The organism is Sphingomonas sp. LR60, from assembly GCF_036855935.1.
Lineage (GTDB): Bacteria > Pseudomonadota > Alphaproteobacteria > Sphingomonadales > Sphingomonadaceae > Sphingomonas.
In genome coordinates this window covers 2,038,681-2,063,485 of the sequence record NZ_JASPFK010000001.1, presented here as the reverse complement: position 1 = coordinate 2,063,485, position 24,805 = coordinate 2,038,681, and the positions used below count along the sequence as shown (strand labels likewise).

At 67.8% G+C, this 24,805-nt stretch carries 17 protein-coding genes and 3 pseudogenes; 12 read left to right on the top strand and 8 right to left on the bottom strand.

Going from position 1 to position 24,805, the window contains the following annotated elements:
- The first annotated feature begins 291 nt into the window (after positions 1 to 291).
- From QP166_RS09580 to QP166_RS09570, 3 genes are read left to right on the top strand one after another with little or no spacing between them, the layout of a single operon-like run.
- The gene (locus QP166_RS09580; protein WP_333915709.1) at positions 292 to 594 is read left to right on the top strand and encodes a hypothetical protein; all 303 of its coding nucleotides are present in this window, start codon (positions 292 to 294) and stop codon (positions 592 to 594) included.
- Entirely contained in the window at positions 591 to 2,156 is a 1,566-nt protein-coding gene (locus QP166_RS09575) for a PepSY-associated TM helix domain-containing protein (RefSeq protein WP_333915708.1), read from the top strand. The genes QP166_RS09580 and QP166_RS09575 overlap by 4 nt, the downstream gene beginning before the upstream one ends.
- The gene (locus tag QP166_RS09570) at positions 2,149 to 2,442 is read left to right on the top strand and encodes a hypothetical protein (RefSeq protein WP_333915707.1); all 294 of its coding nucleotides are present in this window, start codon (positions 2,149 to 2,151) and stop codon (positions 2,440 to 2,442) included. The genes QP166_RS09575 and QP166_RS09570 overlap by 8 nt, the downstream gene beginning before the upstream one ends.
- Positions 2,443 to 2,766: 324 nt before the next feature.
- Here QP166_RS09570 and QP166_RS09565 read toward each other — a convergent pair whose 3' ends face one another.
- Together QP166_RS09565 and QP166_RS09560 are read right to left on the bottom strand one after the other, a co-directional pair.
- The gene (locus tag QP166_RS09565) at positions 2,767 to 4,521 is read right to left on the bottom strand and encodes a histidine kinase famiy protein (RefSeq protein WP_333915706.1); all 1,755 of its coding nucleotides are present in this window, start codon (positions 4,519 to 4,521) and stop codon (positions 2,767 to 2,769) included.
- 78 nt (positions 4,522 to 4,599) lie between these two features.
- On the bottom strand, positions 4,600 to 5,469 hold the full coding sequence (locus tag QP166_RS09560; protein WP_333915705.1) for a 3-hydroxybutyryl-CoA dehydrogenase: 870 nt from the start codon (positions 5,467 to 5,469) through the stop codon (positions 4,600 to 4,602).
- A 75-nt stretch (positions 5,470 to 5,544) separates the two neighbouring features.
- Between QP166_RS09560 and QP166_RS09555 the strand changes: the two genes are divergently transcribed.
- From QP166_RS09555 to QP166_RS09540, 4 genes are read left to right on the top strand one after another with little or no spacing between them, the layout of a single operon-like run.
- Positions 5,545 to 6,639 carry a DUF1176 domain-containing protein gene (locus QP166_RS09555; RefSeq protein WP_333915704.1) on the top strand — a complete coding sequence of 365 codons (1,095 nt, stop codon included), beginning with the start codon at positions 5,545 to 5,547 and terminating at the stop codon, positions 6,637 to 6,639.
- Positions 6,636 to 7,502: a DUF1176 domain-containing protein gene (locus tag QP166_RS09550; protein WP_333915703.1), complete on the top strand. Its 867-nt coding sequence runs from the start codon at positions 6,636 to 6,638 to the stop codon at positions 7,500 to 7,502. The genes QP166_RS09555 and QP166_RS09550 overlap by 4 nt, the downstream gene beginning before the upstream one ends.
- A 53-nt stretch (positions 7,503 to 7,555) precedes the next feature.
- A complete protein-coding gene (locus QP166_RS09545; RefSeq protein WP_333915702.1) occupies positions 7,556 to 8,062 on the top strand; it encodes a hypothetical protein in 507 nt (168 codons plus the stop codon).
- Entirely contained in the window at positions 8,059 to 9,111 is a 1,053-nt protein-coding gene (locus QP166_RS09540; RefSeq protein ID WP_333915701.1) for a S10 family serine carboxypeptidase-like protein, read from the top strand. Before QP166_RS09545 ends, QP166_RS09540 begins: the two co-directional genes overlap by 4 nt.
- A gap of 378 nt (positions 9,112 to 9,489) precedes the next feature.
- Here QP166_RS09540 and QP166_RS09535 read toward each other — a convergent pair.
- The 4 genes and pseudogenes from QP166_RS09535 to QP166_RS09520 all read right to left on the bottom strand — a co-directional run bounded on the left by QP166_RS09535 (position 9,490) and on the right by QP166_RS09520 (position 13,890).
- A pseudogene (locus QP166_RS09535) lies at positions 9,490 to 10,454 on the bottom strand (agmatine deiminase family protein).
- Positions 10,455 to 10,465: 11 nt separating this feature from the next.
- Complete coding sequence (locus QP166_RS09530) at positions 10,466 to 12,124, bottom strand: M28 family peptidase (RefSeq protein ID WP_333915700.1); 1,659 nt, start codon at positions 12,122 to 12,124, stop codon at positions 10,466 to 10,468.
- 65 nt (positions 12,125 to 12,189) lie between these two features.
- Positions 12,190 to 12,372 carry a hypothetical protein gene (locus tag QP166_RS09525; RefSeq protein ID WP_333915699.1) on the bottom strand — a complete coding sequence of 61 codons (183 nt, stop codon included), beginning with the start codon at positions 12,370 to 12,372 and terminating at the stop codon, positions 12,190 to 12,192.
- 204 nt (positions 12,373 to 12,576) lie between these two features.
- Entirely contained in the window at positions 12,577 to 13,890 is a 1,314-nt protein-coding gene (locus QP166_RS09520) for a glycoside hydrolase family 27 protein (RefSeq protein ID WP_333917309.1), read from the bottom strand.
- A gap of 371 nt (positions 13,891 to 14,261) precedes the next feature.
- Between QP166_RS09520 and QP166_RS09515 the strand changes: the two genes are divergently transcribed.
- The 5 genes and pseudogenes from QP166_RS09515 (at position 14,262) to QP166_RS09495 (ending at position 22,532) form a co-directional block, all read left to right on the top strand.
- On the top strand, positions 14,262 to 17,186 hold the full coding sequence (locus QP166_RS09515) for a TonB-dependent receptor (RefSeq protein ID WP_333915698.1): 2,925 nt from the start codon (positions 14,262 to 14,264) through the stop codon (positions 17,184 to 17,186).
- A gap of 66 nt (positions 17,187 to 17,252) precedes the next feature.
- A pseudogene (locus QP166_RS09510) lies at positions 17,253 to 17,510 on the top strand (tryptophan 7-halogenase); the annotation flags it as partial.
- A gap of 5 nt (positions 17,511 to 17,515) precedes the next feature.
- Positions 17,516 to 18,829, top strand: a complete 1,314-nt coding sequence (locus QP166_RS09505; RefSeq protein ID WP_333915697.1) for a tryptophan 7-halogenase — start codon at positions 17,516 to 17,518, stop codon at positions 18,827 to 18,829.
- Positions 18,826 to 20,325: a tryptophan halogenase family protein gene (locus tag QP166_RS09500; RefSeq protein ID WP_333915696.1), complete on the top strand. Its 1,500-nt coding sequence runs from the start codon at positions 18,826 to 18,828 to the stop codon at positions 20,323 to 20,325. The genes QP166_RS09505 and QP166_RS09500 overlap by 4 nt, the downstream gene beginning before the upstream one ends.
- Positions 20,322 to 22,532 carry a WD40/YVTN/BNR-like repeat-containing protein gene (locus QP166_RS09495; RefSeq protein ID WP_333915695.1) on the top strand — a complete coding sequence of 737 codons (2,211 nt, stop codon included), beginning with the start codon at positions 20,322 to 20,324 and terminating at the stop codon, positions 22,530 to 22,532. Before QP166_RS09500 ends, QP166_RS09495 begins: the two co-directional genes overlap by 4 nt.
- 21 nt (positions 22,533 to 22,553) lie before the next feature.
- On the opposite strand, the pseudogene QP166_RS09490 reads toward QP166_RS09495, so the two are convergent.
- Positions 22,554 to 23,378, bottom strand: a pseudogene (locus QP166_RS09490) (TonB-dependent siderophore receptor); the annotation flags it as partial.
- Between the two features lie 12 nt (positions 23,379 to 23,390).
- Positions 23,391 to 24,740, bottom strand: a complete 1,350-nt coding sequence (locus tag QP166_RS09485) for a TonB-dependent siderophore receptor (protein ID WP_333915694.1) — start codon at positions 24,738 to 24,740, stop codon at positions 23,391 to 23,393.
- Positions 24,741 to 24,805: the final 65 nt, after the last annotated feature.

Sequence of the window (24,805 nt, the reverse complement as noted above, 5' to 3'; positions counted from 1 at the left end):
TTTCGCCGTGGCGACGGGATACGTGCGAGGCGCACCCGTATTATGGGCTGCCTCGCACGCCAGTCCGGTTTCCCTTTCCCACCGCCTATATTCCAGCGTTTGCTGAAGAAAATCCTAGCGACACCGCGACCGTGCGGCGCGCCGGACGAGGGACGTCCGCGGGTCCGGGATGCGATTCATTCGCGCGAAATGTGCGATCACTATTGATAGTCAGTCGCAATCGCTGCTATGTCGGCCTCGTTCACGAACAGGGGATGACAGCGGATGTTGATGCAGCGGGCGGACACGGTCATGACACCGACCCGACGCGTTCGTCACATCCGCGTCGGTGCACTGGCGATGCTGGTGCGCTGCGTGACGGCGTTCCTCGGCGGATATGCGCTGACCGCCACGGTCGCGACCCTGGTGGCGCGGTTGCTGCCGATTTCGCGCGTCGAGGCGACCCTCTGGGGGATGATCCCCGCCTTCCTTTTCTATGCGACGATCGGTCTGTGGTGCTTCCACGAGCCGCGGCTGGCGCGGGCCGCAGCGGCGGTGTGGGGCGGCGCGATCGTCGCCGGGATCGCCTTGTGGTTGCTGGGCGTGCGGCCGTGACGCGATCGCTGCGTCAGTCGATGGCGTGGATCCACAGCTGGCTGGGGCTGCTCGCCGGCTGGATCCTGTTCGCGATGTTCCTGACCGGCACGGCGAGCTATTTCCGTCCCGAGATCACGCGCTGGATGCAGCCCGAGCTGCCGATGAACCGCACCGCCGCCGCCGATGCGGCGCAGAATGCGGTCACCAGCCTGTCGCGTGACGGCATCCACGACCAGCAATGGTTCATCCAATTGCCGAACGATCGCGATGGCGTGACCCACGTCTATGCGACGCCCAAGCCGGATGCCGAGGCAGAGGCCGCGAAGCCGGGCAAGCGGCGCAAGCGCGCGGACGAGCAGGTGCTCGACCCCGCGACCGGCGCGCCGATCCACGCGCGCGAGACGCGCGGGGGCGAGCATTTCTATCGCTTCCACTTCCAGTTGCAGCTTCCGCATCCATGGGGTCGCTGGCTGGCCGGAGTGTGCGCGATGTTCATGCTGGGCGCGATCATCTCGGGCGTCGTGACGCACAAGCGCATCTTCGCCGACTTCTTCACGCTGCGCTGGAACAAGGGACAGCGGAGCTGGCTCGACGCGCACAACGTGTCGGCGGTGCTCGCGCTGCCGTATCACGCGGTCATCACCTATACCGGGCTGATGACGCTGGTGCTGATGTACCTGCCCTATCCGATCGCGATCAATTACAAGCAGCCGCTCGATTTCGGGCGCGAAGCCTATGGGCTGGCGAGCGATGCGGTGGCGAGCGAACGCAATGCGCCGCTGGTGCCCATCGCGCCGCTGGTCCGCGACGCCGAGGCGCGGCTCGGGATGCCGGCGGCGCGCCTCGTGGTGCAGCAGCCCGGCGACGCCGCTGCGACCGTCGCCATCACCGGTAGCGCCGGAGCGCGTCTGAACGCGCGCACCGGAACGGTGGTGTATTCGGGCGCGACCGGCGCGCTGCTTCAGCCGCCATCGGGCAGCGGCGCGGCGCTGTCGACCGTCGGCGTGATGCTGGGGCTGCACCTTGCGAACTTCGCCGCGCCGACCTTGCGCTGGGTGTTGTTCCTGCTCGGGCTGACGGGGGCGGCGATGGTCGGCACCGGATTGCTGCTGTGGACCGCGGCGCGTCGCAAGCCGGGAGCGGTGCCGTTCTTCGGGTTGCGGCTGGTCGAGCGGTTGAACGTCGCGACGATCGCCGGGTTGCCGCTCGGGATGGGCGCCTATCTGCTCGCCAACCGCGTCGTCCCCGCGGCGGCCGAGGGGCGTGCGGCCACCGAGGTGGCGACGATGTTCTACGTCTGGGGCGGGGCGGCGGTGCTGCAATTGCTGCGGCCGGCGAAGCAGGCGTGGGCGATCCTCTTCGCCGCGGGCGCCGCGGTGTTCGCGGCGATCCCGGTCGCGAATGCGCTGACCACGTCGCGCGGGTTGCTGGCGTCGTGGCGCGCCGGTGACGGACTGTTCATGGGTTTCGATCTAGCGATGCTGGGCGTCGCCGCACTGCTGGGCATCGCCGCCTGGCGCGCGGCGCGGCGGCAGGCGGTGCGCGCACCGCGACGGACACAAGGGGTGGTACATGTTTGAAGGCGTGTTGCTGTGTGCGCTGGCGTTCGTGCTGCTGGCGGCGGCGTCGTACAAGTTCCGGCGCGAGGCGGGTATCTCCGGCGAACGCGCGGTGCGCGCGTTGCGCAGCGGGGCGGCGGTGTTGATCGCGTTGGCGCTGATGCGGGTGGGGACGCCGGTGGACGGCGAGCGCTGGGTTAGGCTGCTGACGTGCGCGTCGATCGCTTCGGTGGCGGTGGTGCTGGCGCTGTCGGTGGCGCCGGGTGCGGTCTTCTATCCGGTGCGTCGGGTTTTGCGGCGCTCTTGAGAGGTGGACGTCGCTTGGGGTGGTCTCGGTGAGACACTGCCCCACCCCCAGGCCCTTCCCTGAAGGGGAGGGGAGTTTGTTGAGAGTTGGTCGTGCTCCTGCGGAGGCAGGAGCACGGAAGGTAAGGTTGCGACGATCCTCTGAGGGGGGCGTCTGATCAGGACGAGGGTGCGACCCGCGTTCGTCATTGCGAGCGCAGCGAAGCAATCCAGGGCCGGATCAGGACGCCCTGGATTGCTTCGCTGCGCTCGCAATGACGGCTGCGGTTCGAGGTGATGTCATCGCACACTCGACCTGATAGGTCGGGCGATACCGCCGGTGTGGTTACGCCTCTACCGCGCCGAAATCCGAACGCGAGCGGCGCTTGCCGCTTTCGCCGTTGCGGTTGAGCGCCAGCCGGACGCGGTCGAGCAGCTCGGAGCGGCGGTAGGGTTTGCTCAGCACGTCGGTGGCGCGGGCGCGCGGGCCGCCGACCACCAGTTCTTCGTTATAGCCGGTGGTCATCAACACCGAGACTGCGGCGTCGCGCTCGACGATCGCATCGGCGAGCATCAGCCCGTTCATCCCGCCCGGCATCACCAGATCGGTGAACAACAGGTCGAAGCGATCATTGGGATGGACTGTCTCGAACAATTTGAGGCCCGCCTCGGCGCTGATCGCGGTCGAGACGCGATAGCCCGCGGCTTCGAGGATCTCGCGCGCGATCGCCAGCACTTCGTCATTGTCCTCGACGACGAGGATATGCTCGGCGCCCTTGCGCGGCGCGCTGGTGGCGGCTTCGGATTCGACCTCCGTCGTGTCGTCTCTGCGATCGGCCTGCATGACCGGAAACAGCATCCGCACCACGGTGCCCTTGCCCGGCGTGCTCTCGATCTCCAGTCGCCCGCCCGACTGACGGACGAAGCCGCTGGCCATCGCCAGCCCGAGCCCGGTTCCCTTACCGGTGCCCTTGGTGGTGAAAAACGGCTCGGTGGCGCGTTCCAGCACCTCGGGGCTCATGCCCTCGCCATCGTCCTCGACCTGCAGGACGACGTAATCGCCCGACGGCAGATCGTGCGCGGCGGCATCGCCGTCGAGATGGCGGGGCAGGGTGGAGATCGTCACCAGCCCGCCGTTCGGCATCGCGTCGCGCGCGTTGTTGACGATGTTGAGCAGCGCCATCTCAAGCTGGTCCGGATCGACGACGACATGCTGCAACCCGCGGCGCAGGCTGAGGTGGATGTCGATCTGCTTGTTGACCGAGCTTTCGATCAGCTCGCTGAACTCGGAGACGAGATGCGTGAGGTTGAGCGGACGCGGCTCCAGCCGGGTCTTGCGCGCGAAGGCGAGCAATTGTCGCGTCAGCTTCGCCCCGCGCTCGGCCGCCAATTGCGCCGCGGCGACATAGCGCTTCACGCGATCCGGATCGCTGGTGTGCGTGACCAGTTCGAGGTTGCCGTTCACGACCTGAAGCAAATTGTTGAAATCGTGCGCGAGCCCGGCGGTGAGCTGGCCGATCGACTCCATCTTCTGCGCCTGCCGATAGGATTGCTCCGAATTGCGGCGGCGGGTGACGTCGAGCTGGCTGGCGAAGAAATACTGCAACTTGCCCTGCGTGTCATAGACAGGGCCGATGAACACTGCATTCCAGAACGGCGAGCCATCGCGGCGGTAGTTGAGCAACTCCAGCGCGATCGACGAGCGGGTGCGCACCGCTTCGCGCATCTCCGCAACCGCATTGCGATCGGTCTGCGCGCCTTGCAGGAAGCGACAGTTGCGCCCCAGCACTTCGTTTTCCTCGTAACCGGTGAGGTCGAAGAACGCCTTGTTGGCGAAGACGATCGGATTGTCGTGCTTGCTCGGGTCGGTGAGCAGCATCGGCATCCGCGTCATCTCGATCGCGGCGAAGAACACGCCGCCGCGATCCTGGAGGTTCGGATCGGTGATCGTGCTTTCACGCCAGTGATGCAGCCCGATTCGCGCGATCGGTTCGCTCGCGCCAACGTCCATCGTACCCTGTGCCGGTCGACCCGCGGCGAGACCCGTGGGATCGACGTCATCGTGCTGGTCTGGGTCGGAGGGATAGGCGTTGTCGTTCATTCTCCGGCTGTTACGCAGCCCTTTCTTCCGGCGCAAGAAACGTCGCGCCGGAAGGAGGCAAACAATAAGTGACTCGGATCAACGCGTCGGAACCGGCTCTGCGCCCGAATAATCGTAGAAGCCGCGCCCACTCTTCTTCCCGTACCAGCCGGCCTCGACATATTTGACGAGCAACGGGGCGGGGCGGAACTTCGGGTCGCCGGTGCCGTCGAACAGCACGCGGATGATCTCGAGGCAGGTGTCGAGCCCGATGAAGTCGGCGAGCGTCAACGGCCCCATCGGGTGATTGAGCCCGAGCTGGCAGGCGAGGTCGATATCGCGGATCGTCGCCACGCCTTCGCCGAGCGCGAAGATCGCCTCGTTGAGCATCGGCATCAGCACGCGGTTGACGATGAAGCCGGGCGCATCGTTGGCACGGACCACCGCCTTGCCCAGCCGCTCGGCAAATTGCTCGATCGCCGTGACGGTCGCGTCGGCGGTGGCGAGGCCGCGGATCACCTCGATCAGCCCCATGACCGGCACCGGATTGAAGAAGTGGACGCCGATGAAGCGCGCCGGATCGGGCGCGGCCTGCGCCAGCCGCGTGATCGGGATCGACGAGGTGTTCGAGGCGAGCAACGCGTCGGGGCGCAGCACCGCGCCGACATCCGCGAAGATGCGGCGCTTGATCTCCTCGCGCTCGGTCGCCGCCTCGATCACCAGATCGCAGGGAGCGAAGTCGGCGGCGCCGGCGACCGGCTCGATCCGTGCCAGCGTCGCGTCGCGGGCGGCGGCGTCGATCTGGCCCTTGTCGAGTGCGCGCGCCAGTCGCTTGGCGATCCCTGCCTTGCCCGCCGCGGCGCGCGTTGCGTCCACGTCGCTGAGCAACACGCGATAGCCCGCCGCTGCGGACACTTGCGCGATCCCCGCGCCCATCTGCCCCGCGCCGATTACGCCGACCACCTGCATCTGCCATCTCCTATTCATGTTGACGCGCCTTTAACCCGCCGCAGTGACGATGCGCCAGCAGCAGGGGGCAAGGCGATGAAAAGAGTGGCACTGGCGGCCGTACTGGGTCTGGCCGCCTGTTCGCAGCAGCCCGCCAAGGCGCCGACATCCCCGTCACCGACACCTTCATCGTCTCAGGCCGCCGTGGCGCGGGCGACCGCCGAGGGCGACGATCGTGCGGTGCCGAAGCCCGGCGAGCAGAAGACGTTCCGCGACTGGACGGTGGCGTGCGACAATGTCGCGCGCTGCGCGATGGCGTCGCTGGGCACCGATGCCGACTTTCCGGCGGTGACGATGCAGGTTGCGCGCGCCGCTGGCCCCGATGGCGCGGTCGAGGTCGCGCTCGATATGCCGCAGGGCGATGGTGACGCGCCCGCGACGCTGCGGATCGACGGGCGGGCGTTTGCGGTCGGCGGGAACGGGCTGAGCGGTGCGGCGGCGGCGGCGATCGCACACGCGCTTGCCGATGCCACGACGATCGAGGCGCTCGACACGGGCGGCAAGCGGCTCGGCACGATCTCTGCGGCCGGGGCGTCGGCGGCGTTGCGCTATATCGACGCGCAACAAGGGCGCGCGGGAACGGTGACGGCGCTGGTTGCGCGCGGCGACCGGCCGGCGGCGACGGTGCCCGCCGCGCGCGCTGCGCCTCGCGTGCGCGGGGTGGCGTTCGGGGGCGAGGCGGCGGCGCTTGCTCCCGCGTTGCTGGCGGGGATGCGCCGGACCGCGGAATGCGACCCGTCCTTCTCCGGCCCCGACCCGCGCGCGTATGGCCTTGCCGATGGCGCGATGCTGGTGCTGCTGCCCTGCTCGGCGGGTGCGTATAACGAAATCGACGCGTTGTTCGTCGTGCGCGACGGCAAGGCGACGCCGGCCAAGGTCGACGCGCCGTCCGGGTTCGAGGAGACCGGCGCCGACTCGCAGACCCCGGTGCACAGCGTCATCAACGGCGACGTGGAGGGGGGCGTGCTGCGCAGCTATGCCAAGGGGCGTGGTCTCGGCGATTGCGGGGTGATGCAGTCCTTCGTGTGGGACGGTGAGCGCCTCCGGCTGGTCGAGCAGCGCAGCATGGGCGAATGCCGCGGCAATCCCGATTATCTGCCGGTGTGGAGCACGCGCGTGGTGCGCGGATGAGCATCGCGCTGCTGCTGGCGCTGCAATTAGCGGCCGGGGCTGGCGACTGGCGGGTGTTCTGCGACGATCGCCAGCGGTGCGTCGCCTTGTCGCAGGTGCCGGACGGCGGGGACGCAGACGCCTATCCGTTGGCCGTGCTGCGCCACGATGGGCCGGTCGCGGCGATTGACATCTCGATCCCGGCGACGGTCACGGCGGGGACGCGGATGACGGTGGCGATCGACGGGCGGACGATCGCGGAGCTGATCGCGCCGGGGCGCGGGGCGGGGCTGTCGCTGCCGGTGACCGGCACGCTCGCCAGCGCGCTCCGACGCGGGCGCGTGCTGACGCTCGCCGATGTCGGAAAGCGGGTGCGGACGCGCACGTCGTTGACCGGGCTGAGCGCCGCGCTGGCCGCGATCGGCGATCGAGCGGAGGCGCGACCCGCGACGGCGGTGATCGAGGTGCCGCCAGCCGATGCGCGCGCGCCGCGTGCCCTGTCGCGCAAGCAGCTTGAGAAACTGGTCGGCAAGCCCGTCAGGGGGTGCGGAGCGGTCCAGGCGCGCAGTTATCGGCTGGATGCGGCGCATAGCCTGCTGGAAGTGGTGTCGCCGTGCCGCGGGACGGACGCGTTGCCCTATGTCGTGCCGGACAAGGGTGAGGCGCAACTGGCGGTCGACCTGCCCGCGGCCGGCGCGTGGCAGCCGGCGCGGCGTCGCTATGCGGTGCTTGTGCCCGTGACACCGGGCCGCGATTGCGGAACCCGGCGCGACTTCGTGTGGGACGGTGCGCGCTTCCGGCTGGCCGAGGAGCGCGTCGTCGCCGAGTGCCGCCGCGCGACCTATGAAGTGACGACCTATCGCGCGACCGTGCGAGGCGGGTAGCGCGGGTCGATCCGCGTCAGCGGCGGATTGCGCGGGCGGGGCGAGGGTGTAGCATGGCGCGATCAGGCACCGGCAGCCCGCCGGTCCGCCACATCCCGGATGTCACCCTGCCGATGATCGTTCGCACGCTGTCGCTCGCCGCCTTGCTGCTCGCCACCACCGCACCCGCGCTGGCGCAGACCGACAAGACCACCACCACCGTCGAGAAGAAGCAGGAGGACGACAAGCAGCAGCAACCGCCGCTTCCCGCCGACAAGACGATCACGCAGACCGCGCGGATCGGTGGTCGGACGATCAGCTACAAGGCGACGATCGGCACGATCGCGGTGCGCGACGAAAAGGGCAAGGAGATCGGGAAGGTGGTCTATACCGCCTATACCGTGCCCGGCAGCGACGCCGCGCGCCCCGTCACCTTCGCGTTCAATGGCGGTCCGGGGGCGGCGTCGGTGTATCTCAACATGGGCGCGGTCGGGCCGAAGCGCGTGCAGTTCGGCGCGCAGGGCGACTCCCCTCCGACGCCCCGATCGCGCGCGACAATCCCAATAGCTGGCTCGACATGACCGATCTGGTCTTCATCGATCCGATCGGCACCGGCTTCAGCCGCAGCCTGGTCGACGCCGATGCGACCAAGAAGGCGTTCTATGCCAACGATCCCGACATCAAATATCTGTCGAAGGTGGTGTACGACTGGCTGGTCAAGGAAGGCCGGCTGCGCTCGCCCAAATATGTGATGGGTGAAAGCTACGGCGGCTATCGCGCGCCGCGCATCGCCTATGAGCTGCAGTCGCAGGTCGGCGTCGGGATCAACGGACTCATCATGGTGTCGCCGTATCTCGACCCGGCGTCGGGCGATGGCGCGACGGCCTTGTCGCCGCTGCCGTGGATGATCGACCTGCCATCGATGGCCGCCGCCAATCTGGAGCGCAAGGGGCAGCTCACTCCGGCGGCGATGGCCGAGGTCGAGGCCTATACGCGCGGCGATTTCGCGCGCGACCTGCTGCTGGGGCGCGCGAACACCGAGGCGGTGCAGCGCGTGGTGAGCAACGTCACGCGGCTGACCGGGCTGGACCCGGCGCTGGTGCAACGGATGGGCGGGCGCGTCGACAGCCGGACGTTCCTGCGCGAAGTGCATCGCAACGATGCGACGATCGGCAGCATCTATGATTCGAATGTCACCGCCTTCGATCCCTTCCCGTGGTCGCCGCGGCAGGAATCGAACGATCCGCTGCTCGACGCGCTGATCGCGCCGACCACCAGCGCGATGGTCGATTTCGTGACGCGGGAGGTCGGCTGGAAGACCGATGCGCGGTACAACGCACTGTCCTATGCGGTGAATGCGGCGTGGGATCGCGGGCAGCCGGCCGACACGCCGGTCAGCGACCTGCGCAAGGCGATCGCGAACGATCCGAAGATGCGCGTGATGATCGTGCATGGCTGGGACGATCTGTCGTGCCCGTTCTTCGCGTCGCGGCTGATCGTCGACCAGATGCCGGCGTTCGGCGTGCCCGAGCGTGTGCAACTGCGCGTGTATCCGGGTGGGCATATGTTCTACAGCCGCACGGGCAGCGGAGCGTCGTTCAAGGCCGATGCGGCGGCGATGTATCGGTGATTGGTCGGGGGCTTTTGTTTGAGGGTGCGCGTCTTGGGGCACGTGCTTCGACAAGCTCAGCACGAACGGGGGGCTGTTTGGCTCTTGCCTTAGGTTTGATCCGACGTCCCGCTGACGCTCCCTAGTCATTGCGAGCGTAGCGAAGCAATCCAGGGCGTCCTGGTCCGGCTCTGGATTGCTTCGCTGCGCTCGCAATGACGGATGGGGTCGGTGTTGTTGGCGCAAGAGGGGCGGGTTTCCGGATCTAGTCCGGGGATCCGCATTGGCTGCGGGCGAGGCGAAGCCGCCGCCTGCACGTCGGACGCGCGGCTTTGCCGCTCGCCGCGCCGATCCCGGCCTTGCGCGGGCTTTTGCCCGCGCAGCGCCGCGCGGGCGCGGTTAGGCCGGGATTTGCTGGCTGATGCAGTGGAAACTGCCGCCGCCGGTCAGGATCGCGTCGGCGCGCAATCCCACGACCTCGCGGTCGGGGAACAGCGCGCGGATCGCCGCGACGCCGGCGTCGTCATGTTCGCTGCCATAGACCGGCACGACCACCGCGACATTGCCGATGTAGAAGTTCATGTAGCTGGCCGGCACGACCTGTTCGTCGCGCAGCACGCGGCCGGGGAGGGCACCTCGACCACGTCGATCCCGATCGCGCGGGCGCGGATCGCGGCATCCTGAAAGACCTGCCAGTTCGGGTCGTTCTCCTCGGCGCGCGGCAGCGCGAGGCGGTTCGGGGCGACGAAGCGCGCGAGATTGTCGACATGCCCGTCGGTATGATCGTTGAGCAGCCCGTTGCCGAGCCACAGCACCCGCGTCAGCCCGAGGTCGTCGGCGAGGCGTTGCTCGATCTCCGCCTTCGACATGCGCGGATTGCGGTTGGGGTTGAGCAGGCATTGCTCGGTCGTCACCACCAGCCCCGTACCGTCGCCATCGATCGCGCCGCCTTCGAGGATCCAGTCGCATGGCACCACCGCCAGCCCTCGCGCGCGCGCGAGCCGCGCACCGATGTCGTCGTCGCCTTCCAACTCGTACTTGCCGCCCCAGCCGTTGAAGCCGAAGTCGCGTGCCTTGCCGTCGCCGTCGAGGATCGGGGCGGTGTCGCGCAGCCAGATGTCGCCGAACCGCTCCATCACCACCTCCGCGAACGGGGCGCGTTCACGCGCGTCGCTGGCGGCTTGCTCGTCGGCGGCGACCAATAGCACCTGCTCGCCGCGGCCATCGGCATGGACCGCGCGTGCGAAGGCGGTCACTTCGGCGCGGGCTTCGTCCAGATCCTCCAGCCACAATTCGGGATGGCTGGGATAGCCGATCCAGACGGCGGCGTGCGGGGCCCATTCGGGCGGCGGGGTCTTGGTCATCGTCGTCCCTCTTACTTGGCAGCCGCCGTCGAGCGGCTCTTGTCGCGGATCGCGCGGAACTCGTCGCCCGCCACCCAATTGGGCCAGGCGCTGCTTTCCGCGAGCGCGCGGCCGATCTCGTAATAGAGCTGCACGTCCTTCACCGTGCCCGCCCAGTTCCAGTTGGGATCGTACTCGTCCTTGGGGCCGTGGTAGCGATGTTCCTCATAGTCCTTCGCCGCCGCCGCGCCCGCCGCCTTGCCGCCCGCGACCAGATCGTCACCGGCGTCGAAATAGATCATCGGTACGCCGCGCTTGGCGAGGCTGAAGTGATCCGAGCGGTAATAGAAGCCCTTCTCGGGGGTCGGCTCGGCGCTCGCGACGCGGTTCTGCGTCTTGAGCGCGGCGGCCAGATAGGCGTCCAGCTCCGACTTGCCCTTGCCGACCACCACGACGTTCTTCGCCGGGCCGGCCAGCGACAGCGCGTCCATGTTGACGCCGCCGACGGTCTGACTGAGCGGATAGACGGGGTTGGCGGCGTAATATTCGGAGCCGAGCAGCCCGCTTTCCTCGCCGGTGACCGCCACGAAGACCTGACTGCGCGGGGTCGGCCCGGCCTTCACATTGGCTTCGGCGAGCGCGACCAGCGCGGCGGTGCCGGTGGCATTGTCGATCGCGCCGTTGCAGATGTCGTCGCCATCGGACGCGGCCTCGCAATGGCCGAGGTGATCCCAGTGCGCGGAATACAGGACGTAATCGTTCGGTCGCGTCGTGCCGGGCAGGATGCCGATCACGTTGCGCGATTGGTGACGGCGCACGTTCTCGTCGAACGACACCGAGGCGCGGACGCCGTTCAGCGGGCGCGCGCGGAAGCCCTTGCGCGCGGCGGCAGCGGTGAGCGCGTCGAAGTCCAGCCCCTCGCGCTCGAACAATTTGCGCGCCTGCGCCTCCTGCATCCAGCCGATCGCGGCGCTGTCGCCGGCATGATTGTCGGCCGCATCGGCGACCTGTTGCGCGCCGGTCCAGCTCGACTGCACGACGTTCCAGCCATAAGCGGCGGGCTCGGTCTGGTGGACGATGATCGCCGCCGCTGCACCCTGTCGCGCGGCTTCCTCATATTTGTAGGTCCAGCGTCCGTAATAGGTCATCGCGCGGCCGCCGAACGGTCCGACCAGACCGGGGGTGCGCCAGTCGGGATCGTTGACGAGGATCAGCACCGTCTTGCCGCGCACGTCGAGCCCGGCATAATCGTTCCAGCCCTTTTCCGGTGCGTTGATGCCATAGCCGACGAACACCACCGGCGAATCCTTCACCTCGACGCGCGGGGTGATCCGCCACGTGCCGACGACCATGTCGGGGCCGTAGTTGAGGCTGAGCGGGGCGCCCGCGCCGGTGAACACCAGCGGCGACACGTTCTTCGCGGTCAGCTCGACCAGCGGCACGTCCTGATACCAGTTGCCCTTGTTGCCCGGCTTCAGCCCGGCGGCGGCGAAGCGCTTCGCCAGATAGGAGACCGTCTTCTCCTCGCCGGCGGTGCCCGGTGCGCGGCCTTCATAGGCATCCGACGACAGTTCCTTGGTGACGTCCTTGAGCGTCTGTTCCGATATCGGTGCGACCGGCGCGACGATCGTCTGCGCCGGGGCGGTGGCGGCGAGCGCGAGAAGGGGCAGGGCGGCAAGACGCAAACGCATGGACGAGACTCCGCGGAAACAGGCGCGCCTTCTGCCAAGCGGCGCGGGCGCTGTCCACGCAAGGCTCACCCGGAGGTGAGCACGCAGAAGAGCAGCATCGGAATGCCGAAGAAGAGGATGGCAAGGAGCAGCCCGATCGCGAGCGCCGTGTCCGCGGGCGGCGGCGGCGCCTCGGCTTGCGGCACGATCGGGGTTGGGCGGACGGAGGGCAGGCGCGCGGTGTCACGCGGCGAAAGGTCGCTGTTCAAGGCAGGGCTTCCGCTGGCTCGAAGGCGCGGCCGCGCGGGGTCGGCGAGATCGTCCCGAACCCGAGCGGCACGCCGCCGGGTCCGGGCTAACCGCGTGCGGCGAGCTGGCCCGCGTGGTCGCGAAAGCGCTGATGAACAACAGCACCAGTCATAACGGAAGTATGGAGCTTTCTCCCGGCGAGTCAACGCGTGCTGTGAAGGTCCTCAGGCGGTCAGGCGATACAGGCTCGCACCGTGCGCGGGCAGCCGTTGCGAGAGGCGCGCGGTGACGCGACCGAGCTTCGCGCCGCTCCAAAGATCTGTCGCCATCGCGGAGTCGCCGAGTTCCAGATCGCGCAGCGGAACGCCGACGTCCTTCGGCTTGTCGGTGGTGTTGAACAGCGCGACATAGCGGTCGGCGGGCGCGTCCTCGGGGCGTGCGGACCAGATCCGCGTGCCGTCCGCGATGAAATGCGGCTGGTTGCCGGTCGACGCCTGGTTGACCGCCAGCACCGCGCGATTGGTAAGCAACGCCAGCGTCGGGGCGTCGAGGTGGCGCAGGTCGCCGCCCATGATCAGCGGCGAGCGCGCGATCGACCAGAGGGTCATCAACGTTCGCTGTTCGTCGGGGGTGAATTTGGTGTCGCGCTGGCCGAGAGCGAGCCGGCCGAGCGGGAGCATGTCGGCATCGGGCCACGCACCGGGGCGGCGCCACGGGTTCCAGTTCTCGAGCCGCGTGAACTGCGCCTCCAGCATCGCCCAATCGTCCCAGAAATCGTCGGAGATGCGCCACATCTGCGCATGGTCGCGCACATGCCCGCCGCGGATCACCGGCGTCTCGCCGGGCGACAGGCTGAGCATCATCGGACGCCCCGAGGCGAGGATCGCCTTGTGCGCGCCCTCGATCTCCGGCGCGTGCGCGTCATAGGGGCGGGACATGTCGTCCATCTTGACGAAGTCGACGCCCCAGCCGGCGTAGAGCGCGAACACGCTGTCGTAATAGGCCTGCGCGCCCGGCTTCGTCATGTCGACGCCGTACATGTCGGGGTTCCAGGAGCAGATGCTGTTCTTGTCCGCCACGTCCGCGGCGCGGTATCTGGTGCCGAGGATCGGCAGGTTCTTCTCGACCGCCAGCCGCGGGATGCCGCGCATCAGGTGGATGCCGAACTTCATCCCCATCGCGTGGACGTCGCGCGCCAGCTTGCTGAAGCCCGATCCGTCGGCGCTGGACGGAAAGCGGTTCGGCGCGGGGATCAGCCGGCCGTAGGCGTCGAGCGCGGGCGTCGGCTTCGCATTGTAGGTGTAGCTGGACGCCTCGGGTTCGTACCACTGGATGTCGACGGTGAAGACATCATAGCCGAACGGCAGCAGCTTGGCGCGCATGATCGCGGCGGTTTCGCGCGCCTGCGCCTCGGTGATCGTCGTCGCGAAGCTGTTCCAGCTGTTCCACCCCATCGGCGGGCGCGGCGCGAGGATCGCCGCGGCGGTGCCGGCGGGTGCGGCACCGCTTTGTGCCGTGGCGCTGCCCGTCATCGTCATGGCCGTTACGCCGGCCGCCGTTGCGCCGACCAATGCCTGGCGCCGGTTGATCCCTGTCCTCGTCACGTCATCCCCTCTCGGTACGGCCTTATCGCACCTTCCTAAATGTCAGAGTTAAGCGTGTGAAGACCTTGGTCGCCCGACCGACCGATCTGAGCCGCCGCACGAAGCTTTGTCGACTAAAGCGCGACAGTTAAATGGTTACGCTACCATGTTTGAAAAACCTGGAGGCGCCGACTTCGCACACGTTTGCGCGCCATCTTTGTCGAAATCGTAAGATTAAAATGCTTTGTTTTTTGAAAAGTGCGGCGGTATTGGGAGCGCTATCGAAAGCGCGACAAGCGCACCACTGATCATCGAAGGGGGAGGATATGATTTCACACCGTCACGCACGCGTGCTCCGTCGCAGCGCCTCGACGCTCGCACTGGCGGCCGTCGTGCTCGCAACCACGGCACACGCACAGATCGAGCCGCAGGGGTCGGTCGGCACCACGCAGGAAGCAACGGGTGAAGAGGCTGGCGCGGGCGACGTCGTCGTCACCGGCCGTCGCGCCGCGTTGCAGGCCGCCGACGAGCGCAAGCGCCGCAGCGAGACGATCGTCGATTCGATCGTCGCCGACGATGCCGGCAAGCTCCCCGACAATTCGATCACCGAAGTGTTGCAGCGCGTCTCCGGCGTGTCGATCGTCCGCTTCGCGGCGCTCGGCGATCCCGATCACTATTCGGTGCAGGGCTCGGGCGTGCAGGTGCGCGGCCTGACCGGCGTCGCCTCGCGCCTGAACGGCCGCGAGATCTTCAGCGCCAACAACGGCCGCGCGATCCTGTGGAGCGACGTGACGCCGGAGTTGATGGCGGCGGTCGACGTGTACAAGGCGTCGACGGCCGATCTGATCGAGGGCGGAACCGGCGGCCAGATCGACCTGCGCACGAAGATGCCGTTCGACTTCAACGGCGACTGGCATGTCGCGGGCACCGGCGAGTTGAGCCTGGGCGACATGGCAAACAAGGCCGACCCGATGGGATCGGTGCTGGTCACCAAGTCGTTCGATACCGGCATCGGCCGGATCGGCATCTTGGCGGACGTGGCGTACAGCCAGTTCAGCTCGCTGTCGCAGTTCATCCGGACCGAGCCGTATTTCAAGACGCGGATCAACTCGAACGATTACTACATCCCCGGTGGCTTCACTTATGGTGACGAGGCGTTCCAGTATCGCCGCTACGGCATCTATGGCGCGGTGCAGTGGGCGCCGACCGATGCGCTGACCTTCACTGGCAGCTTCTTCCAGTCGCGCTACAAGAGCAAGTCGAGCGATTACGGCGCCCAGGTGTCGTCGCAGACGCTGTCGGTCGATCCGGCGACAAGCGAGTTCGACGACAACGGGCTGCTGCTCAAGACCAATTCGTTGTTCAATCGCGATCCCAACACCTTCCTGCCGAGCGGCAACGTGTTGAGCAGCGGCAACAAGGGCTATGTCACCAGCAACACCCTGACCCGCGATTACTCGCTGTCGTTCGCTTACGCGCCCGAGGATAGCGGCCTGCGGATCAGCGGTGCGTTGCAGCGCGTCGATTCCAAGCAGATCTACGATCGGCTCGACATCTTCCGCAGCGTCAGCTTCGGTCCCGGGTTCGGCATGGACCTGACCGGCGACTTGCCGCGGATCAGCGTCTCGCAAGCGACGCAGGCCGGCTTCGCCGATCCGGCAAGCTATCTCTGGACGGCATCGATGCCGCACAACGAGAACAACACCGGACGGCTCGACGCCGGGCAGGTCGACCTCGAATATAAGTTCGACGACGGCTTCTTCCGGTCGGTCAAGCTCGGCGGCCGCTACGCCAAACGCACCGAGCGTGATTTCGCGAACGGCTACAATTGGGCGGCGCTCGGCCAGGGTTGGAACGGTGATCCGCAGTTGAGCTACGCCAACGCCGCGCCGGGCGATGTCTCATACCACGCGTTCAACGACTTCTTCCGTGGCGAGACGCCGCTGCCGGGCAATTTGATGTTCGCGAGCGAAGAGTTGGCGCGCCGGTACGTCCGCGATCGGACCGGGCTGGTCGCATCGCCGCCCGCCGGCTTCTGCCCCGGTGGCGATTGTACCCAAGCCGGCCAGTTGCCGCTGGGCAGCGGCTATGGTGGCAATCAGGGCATCACGCCGCCGGGCTTCCGCCTTGGCGACGAGGTACGGAACCGCACCGAGAATCTCGCCGGCTATGCGTTGATGCGATTCGGCCCGCAGGGTGACGCGCCAGGCATTTCGGGCAACGTCGGGCTGCGTGTCGTCAACATCAAGAACGAGGGCTCTGGCTTCATTCGCCAGAACGGTAACACCTTCATCCGCAATGGCGTGCAGCAGACGCTGGCAGCCGCAGTGGTGCCGCGTGGCGGGCGTGCGGAGTTCACGCGCTTCCTGCCGTCGGTGAACCTCGAATTCTCGCCGACCACCGAGATCAAGCTGCGCGCCGGCTATAACATCACGCTCGACCTGCCGACGTTCAACGCGCTGCGCTCGTCGGGTTCGGTCGGCGCGGCGACCACCGGCTCTGCGACGCCGCCGATCTTCACCAATTTCACCGCGGACACCGGCAATCCGTTGCTGAAGCCGACGATGTCGAACAACTTTGACCTGTCGTTGGAATATTATTTGCGGCCGGGTACGTCGTTCCACCTGGCACCGTTCTACAAGCGCCTGACGAACCTGCCGATCTTCTCGCTAACCGAGCGACAGGTGACGGTGGTGTTCAGCGACGGCACGACCGAGAACGTCAACGCGTCGGCCAGCGATTACGTAAATGCCGATCGCGCGGCGACCGTGAAGGGCGTCGAAGTCGGCGGCCGCTTCTTCCTGGACATGCTGCCCGGCGTCCTCAGCGGCTTTGGTTTCGAAGGCAATTATACCTTCATCGAAAGCTCGAACCCCGGAGACTTCTACCGCGACATCAACGGCGTGATCCGCCGCGACGCGCCGCTGGTCGGACTGTCGAAGCATAATCTCAACGCCACGCTGTTGTACGAACGCAATCCCATCTCCTTCCGCGTCGCCTATTCGTGGCGGTCGAAGTATCTGCAATCGACCAACAGCAACGGGACAAACCCGTCGTATAATTATTATACGAGCGCCGGCGCCTCGACTCCGATCCAGATCGCGCTGCCGGTCTATGGCTCGGCCTACGGCTCGCTCGATGCCGGCGTGCGCTTCAAGGTGACCGAGAATTTCTCGTTCGGGATCCAGGGCACCAACCTGACCGCGGCGACGCAGCGGACGTTGATGGGGGGTATCCGGGCGGCACGCTGATCGGGCGGAGCTGGTTCCAGGCGGATCGCCGGATCAGTACCGGTATCAACCTGTCGTTCTGATAGGATGCGCAGGCCCGCTCTACGGGGCGGGCCTGCGAAGGAGTTGGAGATGAAGAAGCGCGTCCTGATCGTCGGTGGCGGGACCGCCGGCTGGCTGACCGCCGGCTATCTGGCGAAACGGCTGAGCGCGGACCTGCCCGGCGGGGTCGCGATCACGCTGATCGAGTCGACCGACATCGGCATATTGGGCGTGGGGGAGGGGACCTTCCCGACGATCCGCAAGACGCTGGCGACGATCGGGATCAGCGAGGCCGATCTCGTCCGTCATTGCGGCGCGAGCTTCAAACAGGGCGCGAAGTTCGCGCACTGGCGCTTCACCCCGGCGCGCCGGGGCCGGACCATTATACCCATCCGTTCCAGGTGGCGGAGGCGCCGAATGGCGTCGAGCTGTTGCCCTATTGGCTGCTCGGGCACGGCGGGGCCGACAATTGGGACGCGGTATGCAGTCCGCAGAAGAAGGCCGCTGACGCGCATCGCGCGCCCAAGCTGCCCAGCCACCCCGATTATGTCGCGCCGCTCAATTATGCGTTCCACTTCGACGCGGTGGCGCTCGCCGCGCTGCTGCGCGATCGGGCGGTCGCGAGCGGGGTGGCGCATCTCGACGGGCACGTCGACGCGGTGACCGTCGGCGAGGATGGCGCGATCGCGGGCGTGGTGACCGACCGCCATGGCACGCTGACCGCCGATCTCTACATCGACTGTACCGGCTTTCGCGCCGAGTTGATCGGAAAGGCGCTGGGGATGCCGTACCGGTCGTGCCGTGACGTGCTGTTCTGCGACAGCGCGCTGGCGGTGCAGGTGCCGTATCGCGACGAGCGTGAGCCGATTGTCAGCTATACCGTCGCCACCGCGCAGGAAGCGGGGTGGATGTGGGACATCGGGCTCGATCGCCGTCGCGGGGTGGGGCACGTCTATTCGTCGGCGCACACCGACGATGCACGCGCGGCGGAGCTGCTGCGCGCCTATACCGGGCAGGATCTGGAGCCGCGCAAGATCCGCTTCGAGGCCGGCTATCGCAAGGTCAACTGGCATCGCAACTGCGTCGCAATCGGGCTGTCGAGCGGGTTCTTCGAGCCGCTGGAGGCAACCGGGATCGTCTTTTCCGAAGTGGCGGCGGGGATGGTCGCGAACCTTTTTCCGTGGGGCGGCGATTACGAGACGTCGGCGCGACAGTTCAACGCCAACATGCTGCGGCGATACGAACGCGCGCGCGACTTCATCAAGCTGCATTATTGCATCTCCGAACGGCGCGATTCCGATTTCTGGTGCGACAATGTCGCGGACTCCTCGATCCCTGACAGCCTCCACGACATGCTCGATTGCTGGCGCTTCCGTCCCCCGAACGAGATCGACATGGACGCCAACGTCGACATCTTCACCGATGCGAGCTGGCAATATGTGCTGTACGGCATGGGCTGGAAGACCGATCTGACGGCGCGTGCGGGCGCGTATCGCTATGCCGAGGAGGCGCGGCGGGCGTTCGCCGAGGTCGAGCGGCAGGCGGCCTATGCGGTCGCCAACCTGCCGAGCAACCGACAACTGATCGATTACGCGCGCGTTCGCGGGTTCGGCGCGGCGTGAAGCGGGTCGTCATCGTCGGGGGTGGCACCGCCGGTTGGATGACCGCCGCCGTGCTCGCGCGGCTGACCGAGGCGGGGATCGCGGTGACCCTGGTCGAGTCAGAGGAGATCGGGACCGTCGGCGTCGGCGAGGCGACGATCCCGTCGCTGCACGACTTCAATCAGCGGCTGGGCATCGACGAGGATGCATTCGTCCGCGCGACCGCCGCGACGTTCAAGCTGGGGATCGCGTTCGTCGACTGGCGGCGTGTCGGGGAAAGCTATCTGCATCCCTTCGGCACGTTCGGGCGTGATGTGCAGGGGGTGAAGTTCCACCAGCTTTGGGCGCGTGCGCAGCGTGACGGCGACGACGTAGGCGCGCTCGAGGAGTATTGCCTGACCGCGGTGGCGGCGCGGCAGGCACGCTTCGCGCGGCCGTCGCGCGATCCGGCGGCGGTGCTGTCGTCGTTGCGCTACGCCTTCCACTTCGATGCGGGATTGTACGCCGCGTTCCTGCGCGAGCGGGCGGTCGGCGAGGGCGTGACGCGTATCGAGGGGCGGATCGGCGCGGTCGAGCTGGCCCCGGAGACCGGCGATATCGCGGCGGTGGTGCTGGACGATGGGCGGCGGATCGCGGGCGACTTCTTCGTCGATTGCAGCGGGTTCCGCTCGCTGCTGCTCGGCGAGGCGTTGGGGGTGCCGTTCGTCAGCTGGCAGCATTGGCTGCCGTGCGACCGCGCGCTGGCAGTGCCGAGCGCCTCCACCGCGCCGTTGCTGCCGTATACGCGTGCGACCGCGGAGACGGCCGGATGGCGCTGGCGCATCCCGCTCCAGCATCGCGTCGGCAACGGGCATGTCTATGCCAGCGCGTTCGTCGACGATCAGCGGGCGGCGGACGCGCTGCTCGACGGGCTGGACGGGGCGGCGCTGGCCGAGCCGCGCGCCTTGCGCTTCACCGCCGGGGTGCGCGAACGGCTGTGGGAGCGCAATTGCGTCGCGATCGGGCTGGCGGGCGGGTTTTTGGAACCGCTCGAATCGACGAGCATCCATCTGATCCAATCGGGCATCGCGCGGCTGATGAGCCTGTTCCCGGGCAGCGCGCATGCCCCGGTGGAGCGCGATACCTACAATCGGCTGCTCGGCACCGAATATCGCCAGATCCGCGACTTCATCATCCTCCATTACCACGCGACCGCGCGCGACGATTCGCCGTTCTGGAAGCATTGCCGCACGATGACGCCGCCCGACACGCTCGCCGAGAAGCTGGCGCTGTGGCGCGAGCGCGGGCGGGTGCTGCCCGAGCCGGGCGAATTGTTCACCGACGATAGCTGGCTCGCGGTGCTGGCGGGGCAGGATGCCGCGCCGGCTGCGCTCGACCCGCTGCTCGGCGCGCTGCCCGCGGAGGAGGCGGGGCGGTTCCTCCACCATCTGCGCGGCCTGATCGCGCAGACCGCGGCGGCGATGCCGGATCACGCCGCCTTCATCGCGCGGCATTGCGCGACGGCGCGCGGGAGATGAGCGTGATGCGGTATCGGTTCCTGATGGCGCTCGTTTCCCTAGGAGCGGTCGGTGCTGCCCCGCCGCCCGCGACGCCGTATCGCTGGCAGAATGTCGTGGTGGGGGGTGGCGGGTTCGCGCCGGGGATCGTGTTCAGCCCGGTCGAGCGTGGGCTGGCCTATCTGCGCACCGACATGGGGGGCGCCTATCGCTGGGACGCAAGCAGCCGTCGGTGGCAGCCGCTGCAGGACGATGAAGCGGAATCGAACTTCATGGGGATCGAGAGCATCGCGCCCGATCCGCGCGACGCGAACATCGTCTATCTGGCGGCGGGGATGTCGGCGCGTGGCCCGGCGGCGATCTTCCGCTCGACCGACCGCGGCGCGCGCTGGCGTAAGACGATCGTGCCGTTCGCGATGGGCGGCAACGAGGATGGCCGCGGGCTGGGCGAGCGGCTGGCGATCGATCCGCATCGCACCGCCACGCTGATGTTCGGATCGCGGCATGACGGGTTGTGGCGCAGCGACGATGCGGGCGCGAGCTGGCGGAAGGTCGCGACGTTTCCGCTCGCCGGCCTGGGGCGACCCGATCGCCCGCGTGTGACGCACGGCGGCCTGTCGTTCGTGTTGTTCGATCCGGCGCAACGCGGGCGGATCTTCGTCGCCAGCGCCGATCCCGACGCGCAGCATCTGTTCCGCTCCGACGACGGTGGTGCCAACTGGCAGGCGGTGGCGGGCGGGCCGGCGGCGGACATGTTGCCGGTCAAGGGCGTGATCGGCGCGGACGGCGTGCTGACGCTCACCTATTGCGACGCGATCGGGCCGAACGGGATCACGCGCGGCGCGGTGTGGCGGTTCGATCCCCGCGATGGCGCATGGAAGGACGTCACCCCGCTGAAGGGCGCGGCGGTGGTGCCCGGCGGCTATATGGGCGTGGCGGTCGCCGCGCGCGATCCGCGGGTGATCGCGGTGGCGACGGTCAATCGCTATCGCCTTGGCGATACGGTGTGGCGCTCGGCCGATGCCGGGACGACGTGGCGCGAGCTGGCGCGCGACAGCGTCCGCGACGTGGCCGCTACGCCGTTCCTCGATTTCGAGGGAAGGGCGGACTTCGGCCATTGGATCGCGGGGCTGGCAATCGATCCGTTCGATGCCGGCCACGCCGCCTATGTCACCGGCGCGACCGTTTATGGCACCGACGATTTCACCGCGTCGCGCACGATGCGCTGGGCACCGTGGACGCGCGGGATCGAGCAGACCGCGATCATTACCCTGGTGAGTCCGACCGGCGGTGCGCCGTTGGTGTCGGGCTTCGGCGATCTCGGTGGCTTTCGGCACGACGACCTGACGCAATCACCGCCCCACGTGCATCGTAACCCGATGCTGACCAACACCAATTCGCTCGATTATGCCGGCACCGCGCCGCAGGTGATGGTGCGCAGCGGCAATACGCACAAGCCGCTCGTGCCCGACACGTCGCTGGCGTGGTCGGCGGATGGCGGCGATACGTGGCAACCGATGCGTGTCCCGGCGCAGCGTGGCGAGAGCGGGGCACCATCGCGTGCGCAGACCGGTAGTGCGGCGATCACCGTTTCCGCCGATGGCGCGACGTTCGTGGTCGAAACCGAGCGACCGTTGCTGACGCGCGATCGGGGGCGGAGCTGGAACGTCGTCGACGGCTTGCCGACCCGCGTGCGCGTGACCGCCGACAAGGCGGATGCGCGGCGTTTCTATGCGGTGGATGCGGATGGCGGGCGGGTGCTGCGAAGCGACGACGGCGGCGCAACTTTCGATGCGGCGGCGAGCGTGGGGCTGCCCGCCGACCTGTCAGGCGCGCGGGCGGTTGGGCGCGAGGCAGCCAATCCGCTGGTCGCGGTGCCAGGACGCGCCGGAGCGCTTTGGCTGTTGGTCGGCGCTGATCTCTACCGATCGGTCGACTTCGGCGAGCATTGGGCGCGCGCGACCAATGGTATCGCGATCGCGCGATACGGCATTGGCAAGGCGGCGACGGGTGCGGCGTGGCCCGCGCTGTACGCGATCGGAGCGGTCGCGGACGTGCGCGGCATCTATGGCTCGCTTGACGGCGGTGCACGCTGGACGCGGATCAACGACACCGCGCATCAATGGGGGCTGCGGCTGCGCGTCATCAGCGGCGACCCGCGGCGGTTCGGACGCGTCTACGTCGGGACCGACGGGCGCGGGATCATGTACGGCGATCCCGCGGAATAGCCATCGCGAAAGCGCGGCGCATCAGAAGGCGAACGCCAGCGTCCCGATCGCGCGTCGCGGGTCACCGATGGCGACGCCGTACGGGTTCACCGCCGAGGTGTAATAGGTCTTGTCGAAGATGTTCTTCAGGTTGAACTGGAGCGTCACCCGGCGCCCGGCCAGTCGTGTGTCATAGGTGACGAACGCATCGGCAACGACATAGTCGGCCAGCCAGAAGCTGTTGGCGCTGTCGCCGGGCCGGCGTGCGACATAGCGGCCGCCGGCACCGAGCCGCAGCCGGTCGTCGCCCGCGAGCGCACCCACGTCATAGGCGGCCGACAGCGAGGCGGTATGCGGCGCGACGTTCGCCAGCCGTTTGCCAGCGAACACGGGGTCGTCGACCGTGCGCGCCTTCGTATAGGCGTAGCTGGCGATCAGGTTCAGCGTGCGGGTAATCTGTCCGGCGAGATCCAGCTCCACGCCGCGTGAGGTGGCGCGGCCGGCGGTGCGATAGTCGGTCAGCGCGGTGACGGAATTGAACTGCGACACCAGCACGTTGCGCTTGTCGATATCGTAGAGCGCCAGCGTGCCCGTGATGCGATCGGGAATGTCGAGCTTGGCGCCCAGCTCGAACGATCGGCCGCGTTCCGGCGCGACGGCGGAGGTGATGGTGACCCCGCTCGCCAGCGGCGCGATCGTCGAGGTCGGCTTGAGCGAGCGCGTGTAGCTGCCGTACAGCGAGAAGGTCCGTGCGGCGCGCCACACCAGCCCGGCCTGCGGGACGAACGCCCATCCGGTCAGATCGGTGTTGGCGACGAACGGACGTCCGCGCCCGGCGCGCTGGTCGAAGCCGATCAGCCGCCCGCCAGCGACGAGGGTTCAGCGTTCACCGACGTGGATCGAATCCTGCCCGAACAGCGAATAGTTGTAGAGACGATCGGTCTGGTCGCTGTCGGTCGCGGAGACGCTGGTCGGGAACGGCTCGCGGCCATAGAGCGGGGCCAGATAGCTGAACGTGTTCCGCACCGCCTGACGGATCAGGTCGCGGCGGTAGTAACGGCGGTATTCGCCCTCTGCGCCGAAGATGACGGCGTGGCGTGTTCCTGCCACGTCGAAGCCGCCGTCGATATAGGTCTGGAGATAGGCGTCGGTGCTCAGCGCGCCGAGCGTGGCGTCGTTGCTGCGCGTCAACGTGCCGCGCTGGACGTTGACGCCGGTGACTCGCAACTGCCCGGCGTCGTAGCGCTCGCTGTTGAGGCTGGCGGCGAGATGCGCTGCCCATCCGCCGCCCAGCCGATGATCGAGCGCGAGCTGGACGAGGTGGCTGTCGCCGGTCATCCGGTTGTTGGGATCGTCGAGCCGGCGGCGGCGCGGCACCGCCAGCGGCTGCATAGTGCGCGGATCGAGCGCGGTGCCGCGGTCGAACGGATAATCGAAGCGGCGATATTCGTACCAGAGCACCGCCTGGGTCGCCGCCCCGTACCAGCCGAGCGACGGGGCGATCAGCGTGTCGCGACGGGTGCCGTAATTGCGCCAATAGTCCTCGTCCTGATGATCGAGCACCAGCCGCGCAGCGAGATCGCCGGCGATCGCGCCGGTCAGGTCGGCCATCGCCTCCAGGCCGCTGCGCGCCGCCGCATAGCTCGATCCGGTCAGCGCGACGGTCAATTGCGGGTCAAGCAGCGGTTTCTTCGAGACGATGTTGATGACCCCGCCCGGATCCATGATGCCGTAGAGCAGCGACACCGGGCCTTTCAGCACCTCGACGCTTTGCGTTGCGGCGTTGAACGCGCGTCCCTGCACCAGCGGCATTCCGTTGTGCATCACCGATCCGTCGCGATTGCCGCCGAAGCCCCGCTTGAGCACGGTGTCTTGCGTCGCCGCCAACGTGTTGCCTTGCGTGATGCCGCTGACGTTGGTCAGCACATCGTCGAGGTAGCGCGGGCGCTGGTCGCGGATCGCCTGCGCGGGGACGATGTTGACCGTTTGCGGTGTGTCGAGCGGATCGGCGGCACTGCGCAACGTCGAGGCGTCGGGTGTCGGCTTGTAGCGGTCATCCGCGGCCTTCGGAGCGGGAGAAGCGCGGCCGGTGACGACGACCTCCTGCCCGGTCGCGTCCGGTGCGGGCGATCCGACAGGTACGCCGATGGCGCCAGGCAGCGCGCCGTGAACGGTCGATGCGAGCGACAGGCCCGCTGCTGCCAGCAGGCCGCCTGTGAACGTCTTCATGATGATTTCCCCCGGCGCGGCGACATATAGGAATGCGAGGGATCTCGCAATAGGTGGCGGCGTGC

What these genes read in the sequence shown, in the direction of transcription:
- QP166_RS09580 (WP_333915709.1), top strand. Translation starts at nt 292, where the DNA reads ATGACACCGACCCGACGCGTTCGTCACATCCGCGTCGGTGCACTGGCG.
- QP166_RS09570 (WP_333915707.1), top strand. Translation starts at nt 2,149, where the DNA reads ATGTTTGAAGGCGTGTTGCTGTGTGCGCTGGCGTTCGTGCTGCTGGCG.
- QP166_RS09565 (WP_333915706.1), bottom strand. Translation starts at nt 4,521, where the DNA reads ATGAACGACAACGCCTATCCCTCCGACCCAGACCAGCACGATGACGTC.
- QP166_RS09560 (WP_333915705.1), bottom strand. Translation starts at nt 5,469, where the DNA reads ATGCAGGTGGTCGGCGTAATCGGCGCGGGGCAGATGGGCGCGGGGATC.
- QP166_RS09555 (WP_333915704.1), top strand. Translation starts at nt 5,545, where the DNA reads ATGAAAAGAGTGGCACTGGCGGCCGTACTGGGTCTGGCCGCCTGTTCG.
- QP166_RS09550 (WP_333915703.1), top strand. Translation starts at nt 6,636, where the DNA reads ATGAGCATCGCGCTGCTGCTGGCGCTGCAATTAGCGGCCGGGGCTGGC.
- QP166_RS09545 (WP_333915702.1), top strand. Translation starts at nt 7,556, where the DNA reads ATGGCGCGATCAGGCACCGGCAGCCCGCCGGTCCGCCACATCCCGGAT.
- QP166_RS09540 (WP_333915701.1), top strand. Translation starts at nt 8,059, where the DNA reads ATGACCGATCTGGTCTTCATCGATCCGATCGGCACCGGCTTCAGCCGC.
- QP166_RS09530 (WP_333915700.1), bottom strand. Translation starts at nt 12,124, where the DNA reads ATGCGTTTGCGTCTTGCCGCCCTGCCCCTTCTCGCGCTCGCCGCCACC.
- QP166_RS09520 (WP_333917309.1), bottom strand. Translation starts at nt 13,890, where the DNA reads ATGACGATGACGGGCAGCGCCACGGCACAAAGCGGTGCCGCACCCGCC.
- QP166_RS09515 (WP_333915698.1), top strand. Translation starts at nt 14,262, where the DNA reads ATGATTTCACACCGTCACGCACGCGTGCTCCGTCGCAGCGCCTCGACG.
- QP166_RS09495 (WP_333915695.1), top strand. Translation starts at nt 20,322, where the DNA reads ATGAGCGTGATGCGGTATCGGTTCCTGATGGCGCTCGTTTCCCTAGGA.
- QP166_RS09485 (WP_333915694.1), bottom strand. Translation starts at nt 24,740, where the DNA reads ATGAAGACGTTCACAGGCGGCCTGCTGGCAGCAGCGGGCCTGTCGCTC.